This is a genomic window from Methylobacter sp. Wu1 (assembly GCF_036553575.1).
Lineage (GTDB): Bacteria > Pseudomonadota > Gammaproteobacteria > Methylococcales > Methylomonadaceae > Methylobacter.
The window spans coordinates 1-17,547 of the sequence record NZ_JAZHOC010000013.1; the positions used below are offsets into that span (position 1 = coordinate 1).

Sequence of the window (17,547 nt, forward strand, 5' to 3'; positions counted from 1 at the left end):
TTTTTCAATCTAGAAAGCACGGCTACTTGTTCGTGTAGTTTTTCAGGATCAATCCAATAATCATCTCCTTCGCAATAGGCTATAAATTCTCCCCGACATGCATCATTAATCTGACGAAAATTTCTATGCATCCCAGCATTATGATCCGGGTAGATCACCCGAATGAGATGCGGATAACGGCGTTGGTAATCCAGTGCTATCTCTCGAGTATTATCGGTTGAACAATCATCCCCAATGACCAGCTCAATGGGAAAATCGGTCTTCTGGGCGATCACGCCCTCGATGGCTTCGGCCAAGTACAGGCCGTGGTTGTAGGTTATCATATGGACGCTGACGATGGGCGCTAACATCATCACCGCCGGATCACTGACTTCAGTGTATTTTACTTCACAGGTCGCTTCTTGGTTCATTGACTCAGGCTCCCCAAGGTAAAAGTTAAAGGTTCTGCACGGTTCTTCTGCGTTGGACCAACAAAGTCCATGACTCATTAAATGCCGTTAAACGAAGCAAATGGCAGGCAAGCAGGTAAACAAATGCACCCACCCCAATCATAAGCCCAAGCTGAGCAGCTGGATGAAACGGCAAATAAATATGGATGGGCCAGATGACTAGCATCATCAACATGGAGACAGCCAGATAAGGCAGAATATCCAGCGTCTGTTTCCAGGCCGAATATCCGAGAAAAATCCCAGTGTAATACGCGTTAATCGGAAAACACAGAGCAGCCGCGATAACCTCGCTCCAGACAATAGCCATTACGCCATAGAAACTGGCTGTTACAATGGCGGCGATACTAATGATCTTCTTTATTACTTCAATACGAAAAAACAGGTTCGAGTGCCCTTGCGCCATGAGTACGTTGAGATTAAGCGCATGCAGAGGCCATATCATCCCGGCGAGACAAAGTACTTGCAGGATCGGCACGCTCGGCAGCCACTTCTCGCCAATCAAGGTGATCACCAGAGGCTCGGCCACTGCCATCAACCCCAGCATGGCCGGAACGTTGAACAGCATAATTATCCGCAGAACCTTGCGCATGCCCAGCGCCAAACGAGCCTTGTCGGCTGCGGCAGCAGAAAATACAGGGAAGGCCACCCGATTGAGCACGTTGGTCAGTACGCCTACGGGCAACTGTTGAATATTGTCGGCTCGAGTGTAGAAGCCCAGATCCCGGGCCGAATACAGCTTGCCGATAATCACGCTGTAGAGGCGGGTATATAACGTATCCAACAGACCCGAAAGCAACATGAATCCGCCAAAACGAAACAGTGAGCGCAAAGAGGCAAGGCTGAATATCCATTGCGGCCGCCACGGATGCCACAGCCATAGCAGCGTCACCGAGATCAATGTCGAAGCCAGGGTTTGCAGGGCCAGACTCCAGACGCCAAATCCCTTCCACGCCAAGAACACGGCTAACACGCCCGACAGTAGCGTGGCCACCGCATTTATTTTCATCAGGGTCTTAAAGTCAAGCGCCTTAACCAGCAACGCGCCTTGGATGGATCCAAACGATCCAATGAATAGGTTCAGGGCCATCACATAGGTCAGGCCCTGCAAGATTGGCTGCTCAAAGAAACTGGCAATCCACGGTATCGTAAATAGATTCGTGGCCATGATATGGACCTTTGCCTGCAAAACAGGCTGCTCAAAGAACATGGCAATCCACGGCGCCGACAGACCGAGCCCCAACGCTACAAGCAGGCCAGTAGCCAAATTGAAGAAGAACACCGTGGATTCATCTTTGCGCGTGATGTCTTGCCGCTGCACCAGAGCCGAGTTGAGGCCACTGTCAATAAATAGAGTGGCGACGCCTGTGAAAATAGACAGTATCGCCAGCAGACCGAACTCTTCAGGAGAAAGCAATCGCGCCAGCAGGATCGAAACAAAGAATTGCAGTCCCTGGCGCAAAAAAACATCCGCGCCGCTCCAAAAAACTGCTGACAGCGATTGACGGGTTAAGGACATGGCCGCCTCAAGCAGAGCTTATCCAACTCTAATATCTGTGCAATAACAGCAGATGAGATTCTCATTTGCCCTACCCTTTTACGCATTAAGAAAACTTCTGGCCTATGAATCAACTTCAGTGTTGCTGCAACGGCATCCCGCTCCAAAGTATCGGATAAGTAAGCGCATCGGCAGTCCATATCCGAAGTTTTGATACCGGTGATTGCATCGAAACAAGACAGAAACTTTCTGGCGAAGTCGCCTTTGAAGCTGTCCAAATCAAGCAAGCTTCTCATGTTGAAAGAGGGTTCGAATGCTTTGATCATGTAAAGGTGCTCCTATCGAAGTGGTAGGCGTAGTTGCGATCATGTGTATCTTTTGTTTCGACGTTATAATCACGTTTGCTGTTCATTATCTTTCCCGCTTTTTATTTCAAATAGAGATCCATGGTAACGAATGGAGGTTTCGCCCTGCGAGCAACAAACCCACACTTTTCATATAATCTGATGGCCGGTATGTTGTCACTCGCCACCTCCAGGCTGATCTGGCGCATCCCCAACGCTTTTTTGCGCTCTATACACCGTTTCATCAAGCTCTCGGCGATGCCCTTGCCCGTCGCCTCACGCAACACGCTGACGCTGGTGATGTAGGCGGTGCGCTTCTCCATATCATTGCAATAGACAGCCACCAGCCCAACCAGCTTGTCATCAATCCATGCTTCGAACCTCGTCGCCTTGCCGGCGATCTTTTTTGCATAATCGTTTATGTCGACACGTCCGCTCATAGGCGGCATGAAATCGGTATCGCAGAGCCAAAGATGTTCAGCAATCTCCGCCTCGGATGCTTTGTTCAATCGGTACTCGACCAATTTATTCATATTTCCAACTCGGCCAGCCCGAATCCGTAGCGTCCGAACTCATTGCCGTTATAGAGCAAATACACCTTGCCGTCACACTCAAACACATGGGGATAGCACAACATATCCGCATCCCAATCGCCCGGCGTTACATCAAGCAGCGGATTCATATCGTCCCGCGTCCAGTTCGCCAGGTCGTCTGAGTGAGCATGGCCGATACGATAGCCGCGATGCCTGTTATTCCTGAAATCGAACGACTGGCGATAGCAAAAGAACATGTGATGGCGGCCGCCGATCCCGATCACTGTCGGCAGTGCCTGGCTTTCATCCGGCCCCAGTCTGTCCGGGATGATCTGCCGCGCCTCTTCCTTGGTCCAGTTGATGCCGTCGCTGGAGATCGCATGGCCGATCTTGTAGGTACGGTCCGGCGCGGCGTCCGAAGAGAATTTTTTCCAGCCGGTGCCGAAGATGTACCACATATGGAACACATCGCCGATGACCTTCACGAAGCCGTCGCCGACCAGGCAGGGCTCATGCAGGGATGCCGATAGCACTGGCCCGTCCCCGATGCGCTGGAAGGTGAGGCCGTCGTCGCGGCTGATGGCCAGACCGATGGCGGTATCCACCGAGACGGACACCCGCCGGTTCCAGCCGCAGGTGTAGCCGTACACAGCATCGCCGTGGCGCATGACGCTCATCGGGAAGATGCCGTGCTCATCGAAGGACCCCAGCCCGCCGAGCGGAATAACGGACTTGTCGGACACGCGAATCACATCGCGCAAATTCTTCTGCATATCGACAAAGGCGACATGGCTCAAATACTTCCCGTTGTTTTTATCTACCGAGCGGGTGGAGAAATAGATCCGCACGAAATCGTCGAACACCAGCGCTTGCGGCGATTGTGCGAACTGCATGCAGCCGTTAGGCAGTTTGTGATGTGTTGGGTCAAATATCTTGCCGAGCTTATTCCACTTCATCGCACTCATCGTTTACTCCAGTTTTCCGTCTAGCGCGGCCAGACCGAATCCGTATCGGCCGACCTGATCGCCAAGGTAGGCCAGATAGGTCTTCCCATCCAGCTCGAAAACGTGCGGATAGCTGATCATTTCGGCATCCCAGCCCTCCGCCGATACGTCGATGCCAGCTTTCGCATCATCCCTCACCCAGTCGATCAAGTTCGTGCTGGATGCATAACCGATGCGATAGCCGTAATCCTTGCCCCGATAATGACTGCTGTAACGGTAGCAGAAAAACATGTGGTATTTACCATTGGCGTGGAATACGTCCGGGCTGGCTTGCGCTTCATCTTCCTCGACGCGGCTTTCGATCAGATCCTTGTTGACCTTGTTCCAGTGGATGCCATCGGCCGATGTCGCCATCCGTATCTTATAGACCGGCTCCGCTCGCCCATCCACCGTCTTCCACTTGCGTCCGGCGATATACCAGAGATACCAGGTATCATTGAAACGCCTGATCTTCGGCCCGCTCAGCACGAAGGGCTCATCCGGCGAATACGGCAGCACCGGGCCATTGCCGAGTTTGGTGAAGGTATTGCCTCCGTCGCGGCTGAGCGCCATGCCGATTGCCACATTGAACGGCACTGATTCGCAGCGCGTCCAACCCGCATAATAGGCACGCACTTCATCGCCGTTGCGGATGACGGAAACCGGGTAAGTACCGAATTCATCGAATTCCCCTAAGCCGCCAAGATTCAGAATCGGCTGTTCACTGACATGCCGCACCTTGAACAGATCTGTACGATCCAGATCGACATAGGCAGAATAGCTTACGTACTGGCCGCTCTCATCCGCAGGGGGACGGCAGGAAAAATAGATGCGCACGAAATCGTCGAACAACAATGTCGCCGGTGCTTGTGCGAATTCTCTCAACCAGCTGCGTCCTTTCACTTCTTGCGGTGTGAATACTTTGCCTAATTTTTTCCACCTAAACATAGTTCATCAACCCCTAATTAGTCGAGATACAAGGTTTGGAGATCGGGCAACCCGGAAAACATCGCATCCGCGGAACGAGCAAGCATGGGTACGATGCCACCATTGCCCCCAATAACATCCGCTCTGGTATGCATTTCGGCCAGCACAAAATCATAAACGACAGTCCCTGTTTGAATGGCTTGTGATGATTGAGAAAATAATTCGTCTGAATATGGCTGCTGTCTTTGAGGCGGAAGCGCCAACTTAAAATAGCCGCCCATAATTTTTGACAATAGCTCGCCAGTAATATTATTCATAAATACCCTAATCCATATTGCCGGTCATCAATCATTTCTTCATGGCTTCCAAAGTGAAGAATCTTGCTATCAGAGGGTTTCAATAATTGATACTGTTTCAGAAACTTTCTAATTTCATCCAATGGGCAAAACATTAAGACATCAATAATTGATAGAGAAGGGACAAAAGGTTCGGCGAACTGATGATACTGAATGGCATCAGATCGAATAAAACTCAGTTCAATCCCGAACTTGAGAAAGTCGCGCTCTTTATAAAGCGCCATCCCGCCTATCGGGTTTATATAATGACTGGAACCTACACAACGATTAGTTTCGATAACACGGTCCTGACATTTCAGTGAGTTGTCTTTTTCCAATTCAGAAGCCACTAAAATTCGGCATTGAATTTTCAGCAATTTTGCTAAACGTCGAATAGCGTTGGTATTAAATTCGCTGACATTGCTTGAACCGAAGCTCATTATGTCTGCGATAACAGGATAAATATCCTTGAAGTACGGCGTCTTTCTATAAGCGCACTCGATACGCCTCAGGATCTTGCTGCGCACATTCTGGCTTTCGACGTAATGCCTTTGATTGATAGGCAAATCCGCTGAATCTCCCTGAACGGGAAACGTCAACCAGCAGGGCTCTTGATTGACCAGGATGCGATTCCTGTTGATCCATCCTCCTTTTATATATTGCATGTCGTCTCCAACGACAAAAATATCGCTGCATTCCAATAACTGGAAGTATCCAATGTATGGAAAAAGGTATGGCTGCATGATTGTTACAATCATTTTCGTTCTCCTCAAATGACACTAGCAATCGCAATACAGAAGAAACTAGACCCATTGCGTTATCAGGCGAGGTCATTCCCGCCGGCAGCACAATGATCCGATCGGCCACGCTTTTACTATTTGCCGGCATCAAATCCCGCATTGGATAAAATGCCTTATAAGGCTGCTTGTTACGGCATCCGGGCCAGAAGTACCGTCTTGCCAGCACATTCTCCATCTGGAGAGCACAAATGATCTCATTACGCACTGTAACCACCATACATCGGTATAAGTGCCGGCTGTGCTTCTTGCTGGCGATTATCCGGCTCAGCAAACCACTGCTCCTGTTTGATCAGGTCGTATTTCGCTAAAAGCTTCGAAGTGCCCGGAATCCCGTTAAACATCAGCACATCAATAATTGAAAGAGAAGGGACGAAAGGTTCGGCGAACTGATGATACTGAATGGCATCAGGCCGAAGGAAACTCAGTTCAATCCCAAACTTGAGAAAGTCGCGCTCTTTATAAAGCGCCATCCCGCCTATCGGATTTATGTAATGACTGGAACCTACACAACGGTTGATCTCAATAACACGATCCTGACCTTTCAGTGAGTTGTCTTTTTCCAATTCAGAAGACACTAAAATTCGGCATTGAATTTTCAGCAAGTTTGCTAAACGTCGAATAGCGTTGGTATTAAATTCGCTGACATTGTTTGAACCGAAGCTCATTATGTCTGCGATAACAGGATAAATATCCTTGAAGTACGGCGCTTTTCTATAAGCGCACTCGATACGCCTCAGGATCCTGCTGCGCACATTCGGATCTTCGACGTAATACCTTTGATTGATAGGCAAATCCGCTGAATCGTCGTGAATGGAAAACGTCAACCAGCAGGGCTCCTGATCAACCAAGATGCGATTCCTGTTGATCCATCCTCCTTTTATATATTGCATGTCGTCTCCAACGACAAAAATATCGCTGCATTCCAATAACTGGAAGTATCCAATGTATGGAAAAAGGTACGGTTGCATGCCTGTTGTAATCATTTTAGCTTCCTACTGTGACGTTAGTAATCGCATTACCGAAGCGACTACATCTATTGCGCTTTCTGGTAGAGTTATCCCTGTCGGCAACACGATGACGCGATCTGCCACAGCTTTAGTATTTGGCAACATCACTCCCGCGTTGGGATAAAATGCCTTATAAGGCTGCATATTATGGCATCCGGGCCAGAAGTACCGTCTTGCCAGCACATTCTCCGCATGGAGAGCATGAATGATCTCATCCCGGCTTACGGGTAATTCATCGCTGACTTCAACCACCACATATTGGTAATTGTTGTGTTCGCGGCCGTCATAAGCAAGGACCGATACCCCCGGTATCTCATTCAACTGCATGGAATACCGTTCATGATTACGACGGTTAGCCTCGACAAATTCGCCAATGGCATCAAGATTGACTAAACCCATCGCCGCAGCTATTTCGGTCATTTTCCCGTTCGTGCCGGGATAAATCACATTGTCGTAGCCCGAGAAGCCAAAGTTCTTCATCAACCGCATTTTTCTGGCGAGGTCATCATTACTGGTGACCACGGCTCCGCCCTCGAAGGTATTAAAAAACTTGGTGGCATGGAAGCTGAGGACTTCACACTCGCCAAAACCGCCAATCATTTCCCCTTTGTAGGAGCACCCGAAAGCATGGGCAGCGTCAAACATCAGCTTCAATCCATAATCATTGGCAATGGCCTGCAGATCATCCACTGGACAACTGCGCCCCCATAAATGGACGCCGATTATGCCGGTGGTTTTTGGCGTAATCATCCTGAGCACAGCCTCCGGATCGAGATTGTGGGTATTCGGATCGATATCCGCAAACACGGGTGTAATCTCCTGCCATTGCAGCGCGTGAGCCGTTGCAACAAAAGTATAGGAAGGCATGATCACCTCCCCCTTCAACTCCAGCGCGCGAATCGCAATCTCCAGTGCGACCGTACCGTTGCACATGGCCACGCAATGCTTCACACCGAGGAATTCCGCCAACAGACGCTCGAACTCCTGGACCAGCGGGCCGTTGTTGCTCAACCAGCGCCGGTTAAAAATATCATTCATATACGACAGAAAGGTTTCCTGGCTTCCCATGTTCGGCCGTCCGACGTGCAGCGGCTCCGGGAACGCCGGCGGAGCCCCAAGCAGAGCCAGATCGGAGCGGGACTCAAAATGTTTCATGACTCCTCCTAACGTACAAAAGTTAACATCGAAATAATCAAATGCACTCTAGCCAAAGTCCGCACGATAACTTTTTCAAGTGACATAACGTATGAACTTGTATTCGTCCACATGCCGCCCCTGATCCCGCCGCTTAATTATGCAGCGCGGGAATCATAGTTGTTGTCCATAACGTCAATAATCAACACTCCATCTAAGAAAACTGGGTTAATCATGCTGACCTTCATCATGAATAAGCCAGTTCCGGAATCTCATTCGAAGAGCCATAGCCCAGGTCTTGCCAGTTGCTGATCAGTTCCGGAAGTTCGGCCAGAGAGCCATGGGACAGGTCCAGTATGTGGCTGGGCTGTGGAAGTTCGCGCATTATATTTTTGATTGTTTCCGTCCGCGCCGCCCATTCGCTATCAAGCAGCACGACCCAGGTCGACAGTCGGTCGCCCTGAAAATGGCAGCTTCTCAAATAACTGGATAGTTCCTTGTCGTTCAGGACCGTGTGGGATCCGAGAAAAATCAGGCTCACTAGCCGGTCGTCCTGTTCACAGATAAACGGATTCTCTTCCAGGAAGCGGTGCATTGGCGGACGGTTGCCGCAGGGTAGAAGCCAAAATTCGCGATCTATGTGGTCCGCGACAATTCGGCTGCCCCACTTCTTCTTGTAAACCAGAACGCCGTCTTTAAGAAAAGGGCGCGCGCATTGCATGCTCACCGTGGCGCAGTCGCGGCGGCGTGCCTCGACCATCGCAAACCAATAGATGGCTGCAATGCTTCCCGCATTGAATAATTCTCTGTCGGCATGCAAGACGCCGAACAGATTGTTGTATAAACAATCGCCAGTTTGTGAAATCAAGTTGCCGGCCACTGCTAAGCCCGCCTTGCGAATCAGCATTAATTCACCTTTTTCATAAATTCGACGGAATACCTCCCATGGAATGATTCTAGCGGATCCGCGGTGCCGGTCCTGAACGAACGGCCGGTACATCTGGTGATAAAAGAAATCCAGTTGTGCCGGGTCTTGGGTGATTTCATATTCAAATTCAGCATCCCTGATCTTTTTCAAATCGCGCCGGGTTGTAGAATTAATTAAGAAGGCCAGCAAGTCGACATCCGGGGGCGGAAGTTCAATGATCTGCTCAACATGGTACGGCATGATCAACATGCGGCGAGCAGCTGCGCCTCGAGGCCGGAATCTTCTGTGCCGAAAAATGATCAGATCTGCCTTCTTTTCCCAGCGTCGCATCACCCGATTCAGGCTCCAAAGCGGAACAGTGCCAATTCTTAGAGGGTCAAGGTATTCAGCATAGAGTAAATGCATGATGTAGGGGTCGCATACCTTATCACTAAAAGGATCGCATGCTTCGTGACCAATCAGGATTACCGTAAATCCGGACCGCTCAATCCGATAAATCGGCAACCACAAATCCCTAAGGAAAGTTATGGATCTACTGAGCGGCCAAATGAAGAACCGTTTGAGCGGCTGTTGCAGCGAGGCCGGCACATATTGATTAAAACTTTTTTTGATAAATTTCAGCACACTCAATTTATTCGCTTCCATTTTATATCTCCCTTGTTATTAAGTTTCTTCTGATCTTTGTCGGGGTTCCGCCACAATCTTCAATCGGTTCATTGAGCAATCGAAGAATTAGCTTTCTGTTTTTAACCTCTCTCATGGTGATCATGATCTTGAATAGGCCAGTTCCGGAAACTCACTCGGGGAGCCATAGCCCAGGTCTTGCCAGTTGCTGATCAGTTCCGGAAGTTCGGCCAGGGAGCTATGGGACAGGTCCAGTATGTGGCTGGGCTGCGGAAGTTCGCGCATTATATTTTTGATTGTTTCCGTCCGCGCCGCCCATTCGCTATCAAGCAGCACGACCCAGGTCGACAGTCGGTCGCCCTGAAAATGGCAGTCTCTCAAGTAACTGGATAGTTCCTTGTCGTCCAGGACCGTGTGGGATCCGAGAAAAATCAGGCTCACTAGCCGGTCGTCCTGTTCACAGATAAACGGATTCTCTTCCAGGAAGCGGCGCATTGGCGGACGGTTGCCGCAGGGCAGAAGCCAAAATTCACGCTCTCTGTGATCCGCGACAATTCGGCCGCGCCACTTCTTCTTGTAAGCCATAACGCCGTCTTTAAGGAAAGGGCGCGCGCATTGCATGTTCACCGTGGCGCAGCCGCGGCGTTGCGCCTCAACTATCGAAAACCAATAGCAGGCTGCGATAGTGCCTGCCTTGAGCAGCTCCTTATCGGCATTGAGAACGCCAAGCACATGCAAAGTATAACAATCGTTGGTTTGTAAATTCAGGTTGCCGGCTACGGGCAGGCCCGCCTTGTGAATCAGCAGCAATTCCATTTTTTCATAAGCCAGCCTGAAGGCGTCCCATGGAAGAATATCAGCGGCGTCGCGGTGTCGATCCTGGATAAATGGCCGGAGCATCTGGTGATAAAAGAAATCCAGTTGTGCCGGGTCTTGGGTGATTTCATATTTAAATTCAGCGTCTCGGATCCTCTTCAGATCGCGCCGGGTTGTAGAGTTATAGAAGAAGGCCTGCAAGTCGGCATCCGGGGGCGGAAGATCAATGGATTGCGCAACATAGTACGGCATGATCAGCATGCGGCGGGCAAATGCGCCTCGAGGCCGGAATCTTCTGTGCCGAAAAATAGTGACATCCGATTTCTCTTGCCAACGCCGCATCGCCCGGCTCAGACTCCAGATCGGCACAGTGCCGATTCTTATGGGTTTAAGGTATTCACCATATATCAAGTTTATTAAATAGGGGTCGCATGCCTGGTGACCAATCAGGATTGCCGTTAATTCGGGTTGCTCAATTCGATAAATCGGCAGCCAGATATCCTTTATAACGAGACGGATAATCCCTTTCAGCGGCCTGATGAAGAACCGTCTGAGCGATTGCTGAAGCCTGGCTGGCACGTATTGATTAAAAGCTTTCTTGATAAGTATCATTATTCTCTTCTTTAAATTCGTGACCGCAGAACTTTTGATTCTGAATCAAAGTTCAACAGACGCCACCTGATCCGAGAGCATCTCTGCTATGGCTTCACAAACTTCCTCGCACTGCGCTTGTCTTAACTCGGCGAACATAGGAAGGGAAAGCACTTCATCGGCTGCCTGTTCTGCATGAGGAAAATCCCCTCTCGTATAGCCCAGATCGGCGTAGGCCGGCAGGAGATGCACGGGAATGGGATAATGGATTCCAGTCTGAATCCCTTTGGCTTGCAATGCCTGCTGCCATTCACTTCGCTGCCGGGTGCGAATCGCATAGATATGGTAGACATGCCGCGCATAAGGCATTGCCTCAGGCGTTGGTACGCCGCTGCCGGATAAGAGTTCGTCATAATAGGAGGCAACTTGCCGTCTTGCCTCGGTCCAGTTATGCAAATGGCGGAGCTTGACTCTGAGTACTGCCCCCTGAATGCCTTCCAGGCGGAAGTTGTACCCCTTGAGGACATGCTGGTATTTCTGCTCGGCCCCCCAATCGCGGAGCATCCGGATGGTACGGGTATATTCGGCGTTATTGGTAACCACCATGCCGCCTTCCCCATAAGCGCCGAGATTTTTGCCGGGGTAAAAACTGAAGCAACCCATATCGCCTAGACTGCCTACGCGCCGCCCCTTGTATTCACTGCCGTGGGCTTGACAGGCATCCTCAATCACAATCAGGCCGTGTTGCCTGGCAATGTTCAGAATGGGGTCCATGTCCGCCGGATGGCCATACAGGTGCACGGGAATGATAGCTTTGGTCCTGTCGGTGATTGCGCTTTCGATCGCATTCACATCTATCGTAAAAGTGCGCGGATCGATGTCCACAAACACGGGCTTGGCGCCGGTATAGTGAATGGCCGCCACAGTCGCCACGAATGTGAATGGAACCGTTATCACTTCGTCGCCGGGGCCAATCCCGGCCGCAAGAAGGGCAAGGTGCAAAGCGCTGGTTCCGGTGTTCACGCCGATCCCGTATTGGGCCTGGCAAAAAGCGGAAAACTCCTCTTCAAACGCTGCCACTTCGCTTCCCAGAGTAAACTGGTTGGTTTCCAATACCCCCTGAATGGCGGCGTTGACTTCATCCTTAATCCCGGCATACTGGGCTTTAAGGTCGACAAATGGAATCATGCTACTACCCTTCCTTGCCACATGGGCGTTCCGTTGATCTTGACGGCTCGGCCGCGCTCGTTCATCGAGCGGGTCGCCGCTTCAATTAATTCCACCACGCGCAAGCCCAAAGAGCCGTCAGTCAGTGGTACTTTGCCGTTTTCGATGCAGTCGACGAAATGCTCTCCTTCCACGCGTAAGGCCTCTGTAGTGTCTAACTGTGGCGCCCACATGTCTCCGGTGCGATAGCCGACCCGCATTTGGTAGATTTTTTGAGGGTCATCAGTGAAGCTGACGCCCTTGTCGTAAACCTTGATCTTTTCACTCGGCTCAAGATCATCGTAAGTGATCATCTTCTTGCTGCCTCCGAGCAGGATCTGACGCACCTTCACCGGCGCCAGCCAGCTTACGTTGCTGTGCGCGATCATCCCTGAATTATAAAACAGCGAGATGTAGGCCAGATTCTCCGGCGTGCCTGGAAAGTGGTTGGTCCCGGCGACCGACACTTCCACCGGCTGTTCTCCGAGTAAATAATCAAGAATGGAAAAGTCGTGCACGGCCAGATCGGAGATTACGTTGACGTCGCGCTGAAACAAGCCGAGATTGATCCGGGTCGAATCGTAGTAATAAACATCGCCAAGATCTTGTCTCTGTATGATTTCCGCCATCTTGCGGATTGCTCCCGTATAGATAAACGTATGATCAACGATCAACACGCGCTTCCGCATCTCGGCTTCGTCGACCAGCTTGCGGGCCTGCAACGATGACTCTGCCATAGGCTTTTCCAGCCATAAATGCTTGCCGGCCTTCAGAACGGCCATCCCCAGGTCAAAATGGGTACTGACTGGAGTCGCTACCGCGATGGCATCGATGGATAGGTCCTCAAGCAGGTCCTGAAAACGGGTTGTGGTTTTGACGCCCGGATAACGTTTCTGAACGGTTTCGAGTCTTTTCTGATCCAGGTCTGCTACGCCGGCCACTGCAAGCCCCGGTGTTTCGGCGAAATTTCTCACCAGATTGGGCCCCCAGTAACCGTAACCGATAATACCTATTCTTAACATGCCTGCTCTCCTTGTTGGATGGAAATAATTGCATTGCTTTCGGTATTGCTAAAAGCTGACCAATTTGCTCAGCACCAACAAATCATTGAATCACTGATAAAGTCTGTGATCCGCAAACAGCCTTAATCTTATATTTTTAACTTGCACCTCTCAGGGAAGAACAGCCGGGCACTTTTCAATGCCGAGACGCAGCAATTGTTTATAGCGGCTGCCATAATCCCCAGGGTCATGGCCTAGACCAGACTGGTCGCCGCCGCGTCGCCTCTATCCCGCACCCGTATATCCCCGACAACTCGGGCGGGAACGCCGGTGACGATCGCATAATCAGGCACATCGCGGGTTACCACGGCGCCAGCGCCAATCAGGGCGCCCTCGCCTATCGTGATGCCGCAGAGAATGGTTGCATTGCTGCCGATCGAAGCCCGAGTCTTAATATGGGTTTTGACTACCTGCCAATCCTCCTCAGTCTGCAGGCCGCCATTCGAGTTAACAGCGCTTGGATACACATCATTGGTAAACATAACGCCATGGCCTATGAAAACACCGTCTTCGATGTCGACACCTTCACAAATAAACGTGTGGCTGGATATTTTGCAGTAGGCTCCCACGGAAGCGCCTTTTTGTATCTCAACGAATGTACCAATTTTGGAACCTTCTCCAATCGTGCAACCGTAGAGATTTACAAGCTCAGGGTGATATATAGCAACCTCCTTGCCTAAAACTACATTCTCTTTAATCATTCTTTTTTCCTCTAAGTAGCTTGTCTATCTACTGAAAATAACTTAAAGATGGAAACTGCCAGGTATTAGTGATTTATGTTCAACCTCTTAACCCGCATGCTCTCATAGAGATTAAGTTAGTCAAAACAAGACAACCATGGGTTAAGCCATCTAAATATTTCGCCGCTATACTCTTACAGACAAGCTAATGCGCATAACAAGTTTGTTAGCGAGTCAATACACTATTACGTCTTTACCAAGTATTTGGCTTAAAGCCCTAAATCGATTTTCATGGCTTTACATTACACGGCGCCTCCGCACTTTAAGACTGCCTTGACGGTTCTTAATAAAATCTTTAGATCGAGTATTAGAGACCAATTCCGGATATACCGAATATCGAGCCTCACCGTATCATCCCATCCTGTCTTGCTCCGCCCTTGCACCTGCCAGAGCCCAGTGATTCCAGGCTTCATTTCCAATATTCGCCTCAGATGCCAGGCCTGGTATTTCTCAGCCTCATAAGCAAGTGGCGGCCTCGGCCCGACCAGGCTCATATCGCCCCTGAACACATTAAAAAACTGCGGCAATTCATCAACACTGGTTTTCCGAATAAATTTTCCGACCTTAGTGATCCTGGGATCGGATTTAATTTTAAAAAACGGTTTTTCCACATCGCCCTGATTGACTTTTTCATGATCACCGTTGATCAGACTTCGGACATATTCACGATGTATTTGATCATCCATATTCACATGCATGGAGCGAAATTTATAGAATGTAAAAGGCTTTCCTTGCTTGCCCAAGCGCGTCTGCCTGAAAATGACAGGTCCTGGAGAAGTGGCTTTAATGGCTAGTGCCGTAATTACCATTACAGGCATAAAAATGAGCATGCCTGTAATCGAGCCTACGATATCGATACCTCTTTTTAACAAGAATTTAAACCATAACGTGCCTGTTGCTTTCTCCAGCTCGAAAGGGAAAGAGCTTGGATGGATGCTTCCGTTTTTTGCCAGGCTTTCGAATATATGGTCAGGATAAGTCGATACGGTAGAAAAAAATTGTGGATTTTTATTTTCATAAAGCAGCTTGTCGCTGAGTTCTTTAGCGCCTCGCTCGTCCGTATCGGGTAGGAGCACGCCTATCGTTTTATGATTGACAAAGCCGCAAATATCAGTATTTCGTATTTTTTCCCGGACAATATCTAAAACCTTGTTCATGTTGACGAATTGATCGTCAATCTCTTTATCAAGCGTCAGCAATAGAATTGACAATGTGGATTTAGACCGTTGCGCCCGCTGCTTCTCAAGGCGCAGCTGCTCTATAAAATTAGCATCGTAAAAAAATTCATCGAAATTAGCCTGATAAAGGGCTGGATTATCGATTGGGTCGGGAAATGGCGCTGACTCTACAAATAAATCTTCGCTCTTTTTCATTTTCATCCCCATGCTAGCTGTCTGAGCAACGTTTAAATAATTTATATTCCTCTTAAATCCAGATGTTCAGGAATAATGACATGGAACATTGCCCAAGATACATATCGAATAAGTATGTATAGACTCCTAGTCTCTTTAATAATCCTCAATTGCTTTCGTTCCACATACTTTTTGCAAAATACATGCAACTACAACTTAAATCTTGATTTTGGGATCGCCTTCCCAATTAATTTTTACTGTTAGATATATCCATCGGTTACGACTTAAATACATGAACGTTGATAGGAAACCCACTCTGCTTAATGTATTTTGAGTACGCTACCCAAGGGTTACTTCTTCTTGCTGTTGGTCATCATATTCCTAGTTTTTGCCTAACATCACAACTTCGTACAACTACCTAAGTAGTAACGCATATTAGTATTTAGCAGTGCTCTAATGTAAGCTGCCGGTCAATTCACTTTGTTCAGGCGAAGGCCAAATGTTCCCTTTCTAACGAGGCATTCTCTATCGCTGACGGGCTCAGTCATGAGTTTTTACACATTTCGCGGGCGAACCGCATTTTCTCGAATAAAGCAGATCGTCTTATGGCAGACCCGCATAAACGCCATATATACTGCAATTAAAATATCTAAGTTCCCGCTTAATCCGATAGAGGCTATTTGTAAAACTGCCACTGTCAGAATTGGGCGCGGTAAGGGCGCTGATAACACGATGGGTGTGTAAGCAATTACTCTCCCCGGACAACCAGCCGCTTTTCTTGCCCAGTCAGAAATAAGTAATCAAGAAAAACATCAATTGACCATAAACAGTGAGCAATAAAATGAAAATCTCGATTGCTACATTCAATGCAGAAAACCTTGTCACGGCAGATAAGCCAATTTATGAGGACTCCCACCCTCATTACAGCCAGGCTCAATACCGGAAGAAAACAGACTGGATAAGGAATCAGCTTTTGAGAATGAATGCCGACATTATCGGCTTTCAGGAAATCTTTGAAGAACAGGCGCTCAGGGATTGTTTAACAGGCACGCACATGGAAAACTGGCCTCTCTATGTTGCCAATCCTACAGGCAAAAATCCTGTGAATGCTATTGTAAGCAGATTCCCTATTGTTAAAACGGAGGTCATTGAGGATTTGCCGTTCGTTTTTGATTTCTTCGATGACAAGAAGATGACTGAGCCTTTGGACAGCACCCCGGTCAATATCCCTTTGAAAAGGTTTTCAAGAGGCGTTTTAAAGGCAGAAATCAAAATCAATGAAAATCTCCTGTTTTTAGTGGTTGTTCTGCACTTAAAATCAAAAAGACCTCTATTGCCTGACGGCATTGACCGTGATACAGCGACTTATCCTGAACTGGCAAAAGGCAATGTGCGTTCTCTAATCAGAAGGGCAATTGAATCCTGCGGCGTCAGACAAATTTTGTCAGCTGAAATCGATCAAGACGAGACAAAACCGATTTTTATTTTAGGCGATTTAAACGATAACGACACCGCCGTGACCAATCAGGCCATCATTGGCGAAGACCCTTTCCATAAGCTTCCGAGAGAGGAAAGAGTAAAAAAATGGCAGCACGTCTTCCAAAACTGCAAGGACATCCAGGCACGCAAAAGCATTGAAAATTTTCATTACACCTATATTCACAACGGACATTATGAAAGCCTTGACAACCTGTTTGCCAGCAATCATTTCGCCGACCTGAACGCCAGGAAAATAGGCCGGATAATTGATGTCCGCTTATATAACGACCACGTTATCGATGACAAAACGTCAATGGATAAAAAACCGATCCATGTGACAGACCACGGACAGGTTGTGGCCAATATCTACGTACACGAACCAAACCCTCCAGCCCCGGCCACACCAAGTATATAGTTATGAAGAGACGATGAAGCACGAACTCGATTCATTGCTTGCAATCATTGCTGCTGAAGTTCACAGGCATCCCGTTCTTTACAGCCTTGCGACAGAATGCCAATACTTTTACCCGAATAGTTTTTCGTGCTTATGCTTTAAAATGAGAAGATGAAACACACAGCATCCAAAACACGACCGGGACCTTTTAGCTCGAAATCAATCCAGCCGAGCTATACTCATTTCTGGTGTATGACTTAGAGAAGGAAGCGGTGTAACCTGTTGGTAGATCTCGCCAGATCAACCATCAACATAAGGAAAACACCGCCATGACAGATAGTAATGTCAT

General features: G+C 48.8%; 17 protein-coding genes. 1 reads left to right on the forward strand and 16 read right to left on the reverse strand.

What is annotated here, in order from left to right:
- From V2P20_RS00865 to V2P20_RS00940, 16 genes are all read right to left on the reverse strand, one after another.
- The coding region (locus tag V2P20_RS00865; RefSeq protein WP_331815038.1) for a glycosyltransferase at positions 1–410 on the reverse strand (410 nt) is incomplete at its 3' end.
- A 25-nt stretch (positions 411–435) separates the two neighbouring features.
- Positions 436–1,965: a lipopolysaccharide biosynthesis protein gene (locus V2P20_RS00870; protein WP_331815040.1), complete on the reverse strand. Its 1,530-nt coding sequence runs from the start codon at positions 1,963–1,965 to the stop codon at positions 436–438.
- Positions 1,956–2,270 (reverse strand): hypothetical protein, encoded by a 315-nt coding sequence (locus tag V2P20_RS00875; protein ID WP_331815042.1) that lies wholly within the window; start codon positions 2,268–2,270, stop codon positions 1,956–1,958. The genes V2P20_RS00870 and V2P20_RS00875 overlap by 10 nt, the downstream gene beginning before the upstream one ends.
- Before the next feature lie 101 nt (positions 2,271–2,371).
- On the reverse strand, positions 2,372–2,821 hold the full coding sequence (locus V2P20_RS00880) for a GNAT family N-acetyltransferase (RefSeq protein ID WP_331815045.1): 450 nt from the start codon (positions 2,819–2,821) through the stop codon (positions 2,372–2,374).
- On the reverse strand, positions 2,818–3,786 hold the full coding sequence (locus tag V2P20_RS00885) for a hypothetical protein (RefSeq protein ID WP_331815047.1): 969 nt from the start codon (positions 3,784–3,786) through the stop codon (positions 2,818–2,820). Before V2P20_RS00885 ends, V2P20_RS00880 begins: the two co-directional genes overlap by 4 nt.
- A gap of 3 nt (positions 3,787–3,789) precedes the next feature.
- The gene (locus V2P20_RS00890) at positions 3,790–4,752 is read right to left on the reverse strand and encodes a hypothetical protein (RefSeq protein WP_331815049.1); all 963 of its coding nucleotides are present in this window, start codon (positions 4,750–4,752) and stop codon (positions 3,790–3,792) included.
- A gap of 17 nt (positions 4,753–4,769) precedes the next feature.
- Entirely contained in the window at positions 4,770–5,048 is a 279-nt protein-coding gene (locus V2P20_RS00895) for a hypothetical protein (protein WP_331815051.1), read from the reverse strand.
- Positions 5,045–5,824: a WbqC family protein gene (locus V2P20_RS00900; protein WP_331815053.1), complete on the reverse strand. Its 780-nt coding sequence runs from the start codon at positions 5,822–5,824 to the stop codon at positions 5,045–5,047. Before V2P20_RS00900 ends, V2P20_RS00895 begins: the two co-directional genes overlap by 4 nt.
- Before the next feature lie 239 nt (positions 5,825–6,063).
- The gene (locus V2P20_RS00905; protein ID WP_331815055.1) at positions 6,064–6,849 is read right to left on the reverse strand and encodes a WbqC family protein; all 786 of its coding nucleotides are present in this window, start codon (positions 6,847–6,849) and stop codon (positions 6,064–6,066) included.
- 9 nt (positions 6,850–6,858) lie between these two features.
- Positions 6,859–8,028 carry a DegT/DnrJ/EryC1/StrS family aminotransferase gene (locus V2P20_RS00910; protein WP_331815057.1) on the reverse strand — a complete coding sequence of 390 codons (1,170 nt, stop codon included), beginning with the start codon at positions 8,026–8,028 and terminating at the stop codon, positions 6,859–6,861.
- Positions 8,029–8,254: 226 nt separating this feature from the next.
- On the reverse strand, positions 8,255–9,580 hold the full coding sequence (locus tag V2P20_RS00915) for a hypothetical protein (RefSeq protein WP_331815059.1): 1,326 nt from the start codon (positions 9,578–9,580) through the stop codon (positions 8,255–8,257).
- A gap of 120 nt (positions 9,581–9,700) precedes the next feature.
- Complete coding sequence (locus V2P20_RS00920) at positions 9,701–10,987, reverse strand: GNAT family N-acetyltransferase (RefSeq protein ID WP_331815062.1); 1,287 nt, start codon at positions 10,985–10,987, stop codon at positions 9,701–9,703.
- A gap of 45 nt (positions 10,988–11,032) precedes the next feature.
- Positions 11,033–12,154 (reverse strand): DegT/DnrJ/EryC1/StrS family aminotransferase, encoded by a 1,122-nt coding sequence (locus V2P20_RS00925; RefSeq protein ID WP_331815065.1) that lies wholly within the window; start codon positions 12,152–12,154, stop codon positions 11,033–11,035.
- Positions 12,151–13,194 carry a Gfo/Idh/MocA family oxidoreductase gene (locus V2P20_RS00930; protein ID WP_331815067.1) on the reverse strand — a complete coding sequence of 348 codons (1,044 nt, stop codon included), beginning with the start codon at positions 13,192–13,194 and terminating at the stop codon, positions 12,151–12,153. Before V2P20_RS00930 ends, V2P20_RS00925 begins: the two co-directional genes overlap by 4 nt.
- Positions 13,195–13,427: 233 nt before the next feature.
- Positions 13,428–13,934, reverse strand: a complete 507-nt coding sequence (locus tag V2P20_RS00935; RefSeq protein WP_331815069.1) for an acyltransferase — start codon at positions 13,932–13,934, stop codon at positions 13,428–13,430.
- Positions 13,935–14,215: 281 nt separating this feature from the next.
- A complete protein-coding gene (locus V2P20_RS00940; RefSeq protein ID WP_331815071.1) occupies positions 14,216–15,346 on the reverse strand; it encodes a sugar transferase in 1,131 nt (376 codons plus the stop codon).
- A gap of 820 nt (positions 15,347–16,166) precedes the next feature.
- Between V2P20_RS00940 and V2P20_RS00945 the strand changes: the two genes are divergently transcribed.
- Positions 16,167–17,219 carry an endonuclease/exonuclease/phosphatase family protein gene (locus tag V2P20_RS00945; protein ID WP_331815073.1) on the forward strand — a complete coding sequence of 351 codons (1,053 nt, stop codon included), beginning with the start codon at positions 16,167–16,169 and terminating at the stop codon, positions 17,217–17,219.
- Positions 17,220–17,547 lie beyond the last annotated feature (328 nt).

Coding starts and splice junctions, on each gene's coding strand:
- V2P20_RS00870 (WP_331815040.1), bottom strand. CDS start 1,965: ATGTCCTTAACCCGTCAATCGCTGTCAGCAGTTTTTTGGAGCGGCGCG.
- V2P20_RS00875 (WP_331815042.1), bottom strand. CDS start 2,270: ATGATCAAAGCATTCGAACCCTCTTTCAACATGAGAAGCTTGCTTGAT.
- V2P20_RS00880 (WP_331815045.1), bottom strand. CDS start 2,821: ATGAATAAATTGGTCGAGTACCGATTGAACAAAGCATCCGAGGCGGAG.
- V2P20_RS00885 (WP_331815047.1), bottom strand. CDS start 3,786: ATGAGTGCGATGAAGTGGAATAAGCTCGGCAAGATATTTGACCCAACA.
- V2P20_RS00890 (WP_331815049.1), bottom strand. CDS start 4,752: ATGTTTAGGTGGAAAAAATTAGGCAAAGTATTCACACCGCAAGAAGTG.
- V2P20_RS00895 (WP_331815051.1), bottom strand. CDS start 5,048: ATGAATAATATTACTGGCGAGCTATTGTCAAAAATTATGGGCGGCTAT.
- V2P20_RS00900 (WP_331815053.1), bottom strand. CDS start 5,824: ATGATTGTAACAATCATGCAGCCATACCTTTTTCCATACATTGGATAC.
- V2P20_RS00905 (WP_331815055.1), bottom strand. CDS start 6,849: ATGATTACAACAGGCATGCAACCGTACCTTTTTCCATACATTGGATAC.
- V2P20_RS00910 (WP_331815057.1), bottom strand. CDS start 8,028: ATGAAACATTTTGAGTCCCGCTCCGATCTGGCTCTGCTTGGGGCTCCG.
- V2P20_RS00915 (WP_331815059.1), bottom strand. CDS start 9,580: ATGGAAGCGAATAAATTGAGTGTGCTGAAATTTATCAAAAAAAGTTTT.
- V2P20_RS00920 (WP_331815062.1), bottom strand. CDS start 10,987: ATGATACTTATCAAGAAAGCTTTTAATCAATACGTGCCAGCCAGGCTT.
- V2P20_RS00925 (WP_331815065.1), bottom strand. CDS start 12,154: ATGATTCCATTTGTCGACCTTAAAGCCCAGTATGCCGGGATTAAGGAT.
- V2P20_RS00930 (WP_331815067.1), bottom strand. CDS start 13,194: ATGTTAAGAATAGGTATTATCGGTTACGGTTACTGGGGGCCCAATCTG.
- V2P20_RS00935 (WP_331815069.1), bottom strand. CDS start 13,934: ATGATTAAAGAGAATGTAGTTTTAGGCAAGGAGGTTGCTATATATCAC.
- V2P20_RS00940 (WP_331815071.1), bottom strand. CDS start 15,346: ATGAAAAAGAGCGAAGATTTATTTGTAGAGTCAGCGCCATTTCCCGAC.
- V2P20_RS00945 (WP_331815073.1), top strand. CDS start 16,167: ATGAAAATCTCGATTGCTACATTCAATGCAGAAAACCTTGTCACGGCA.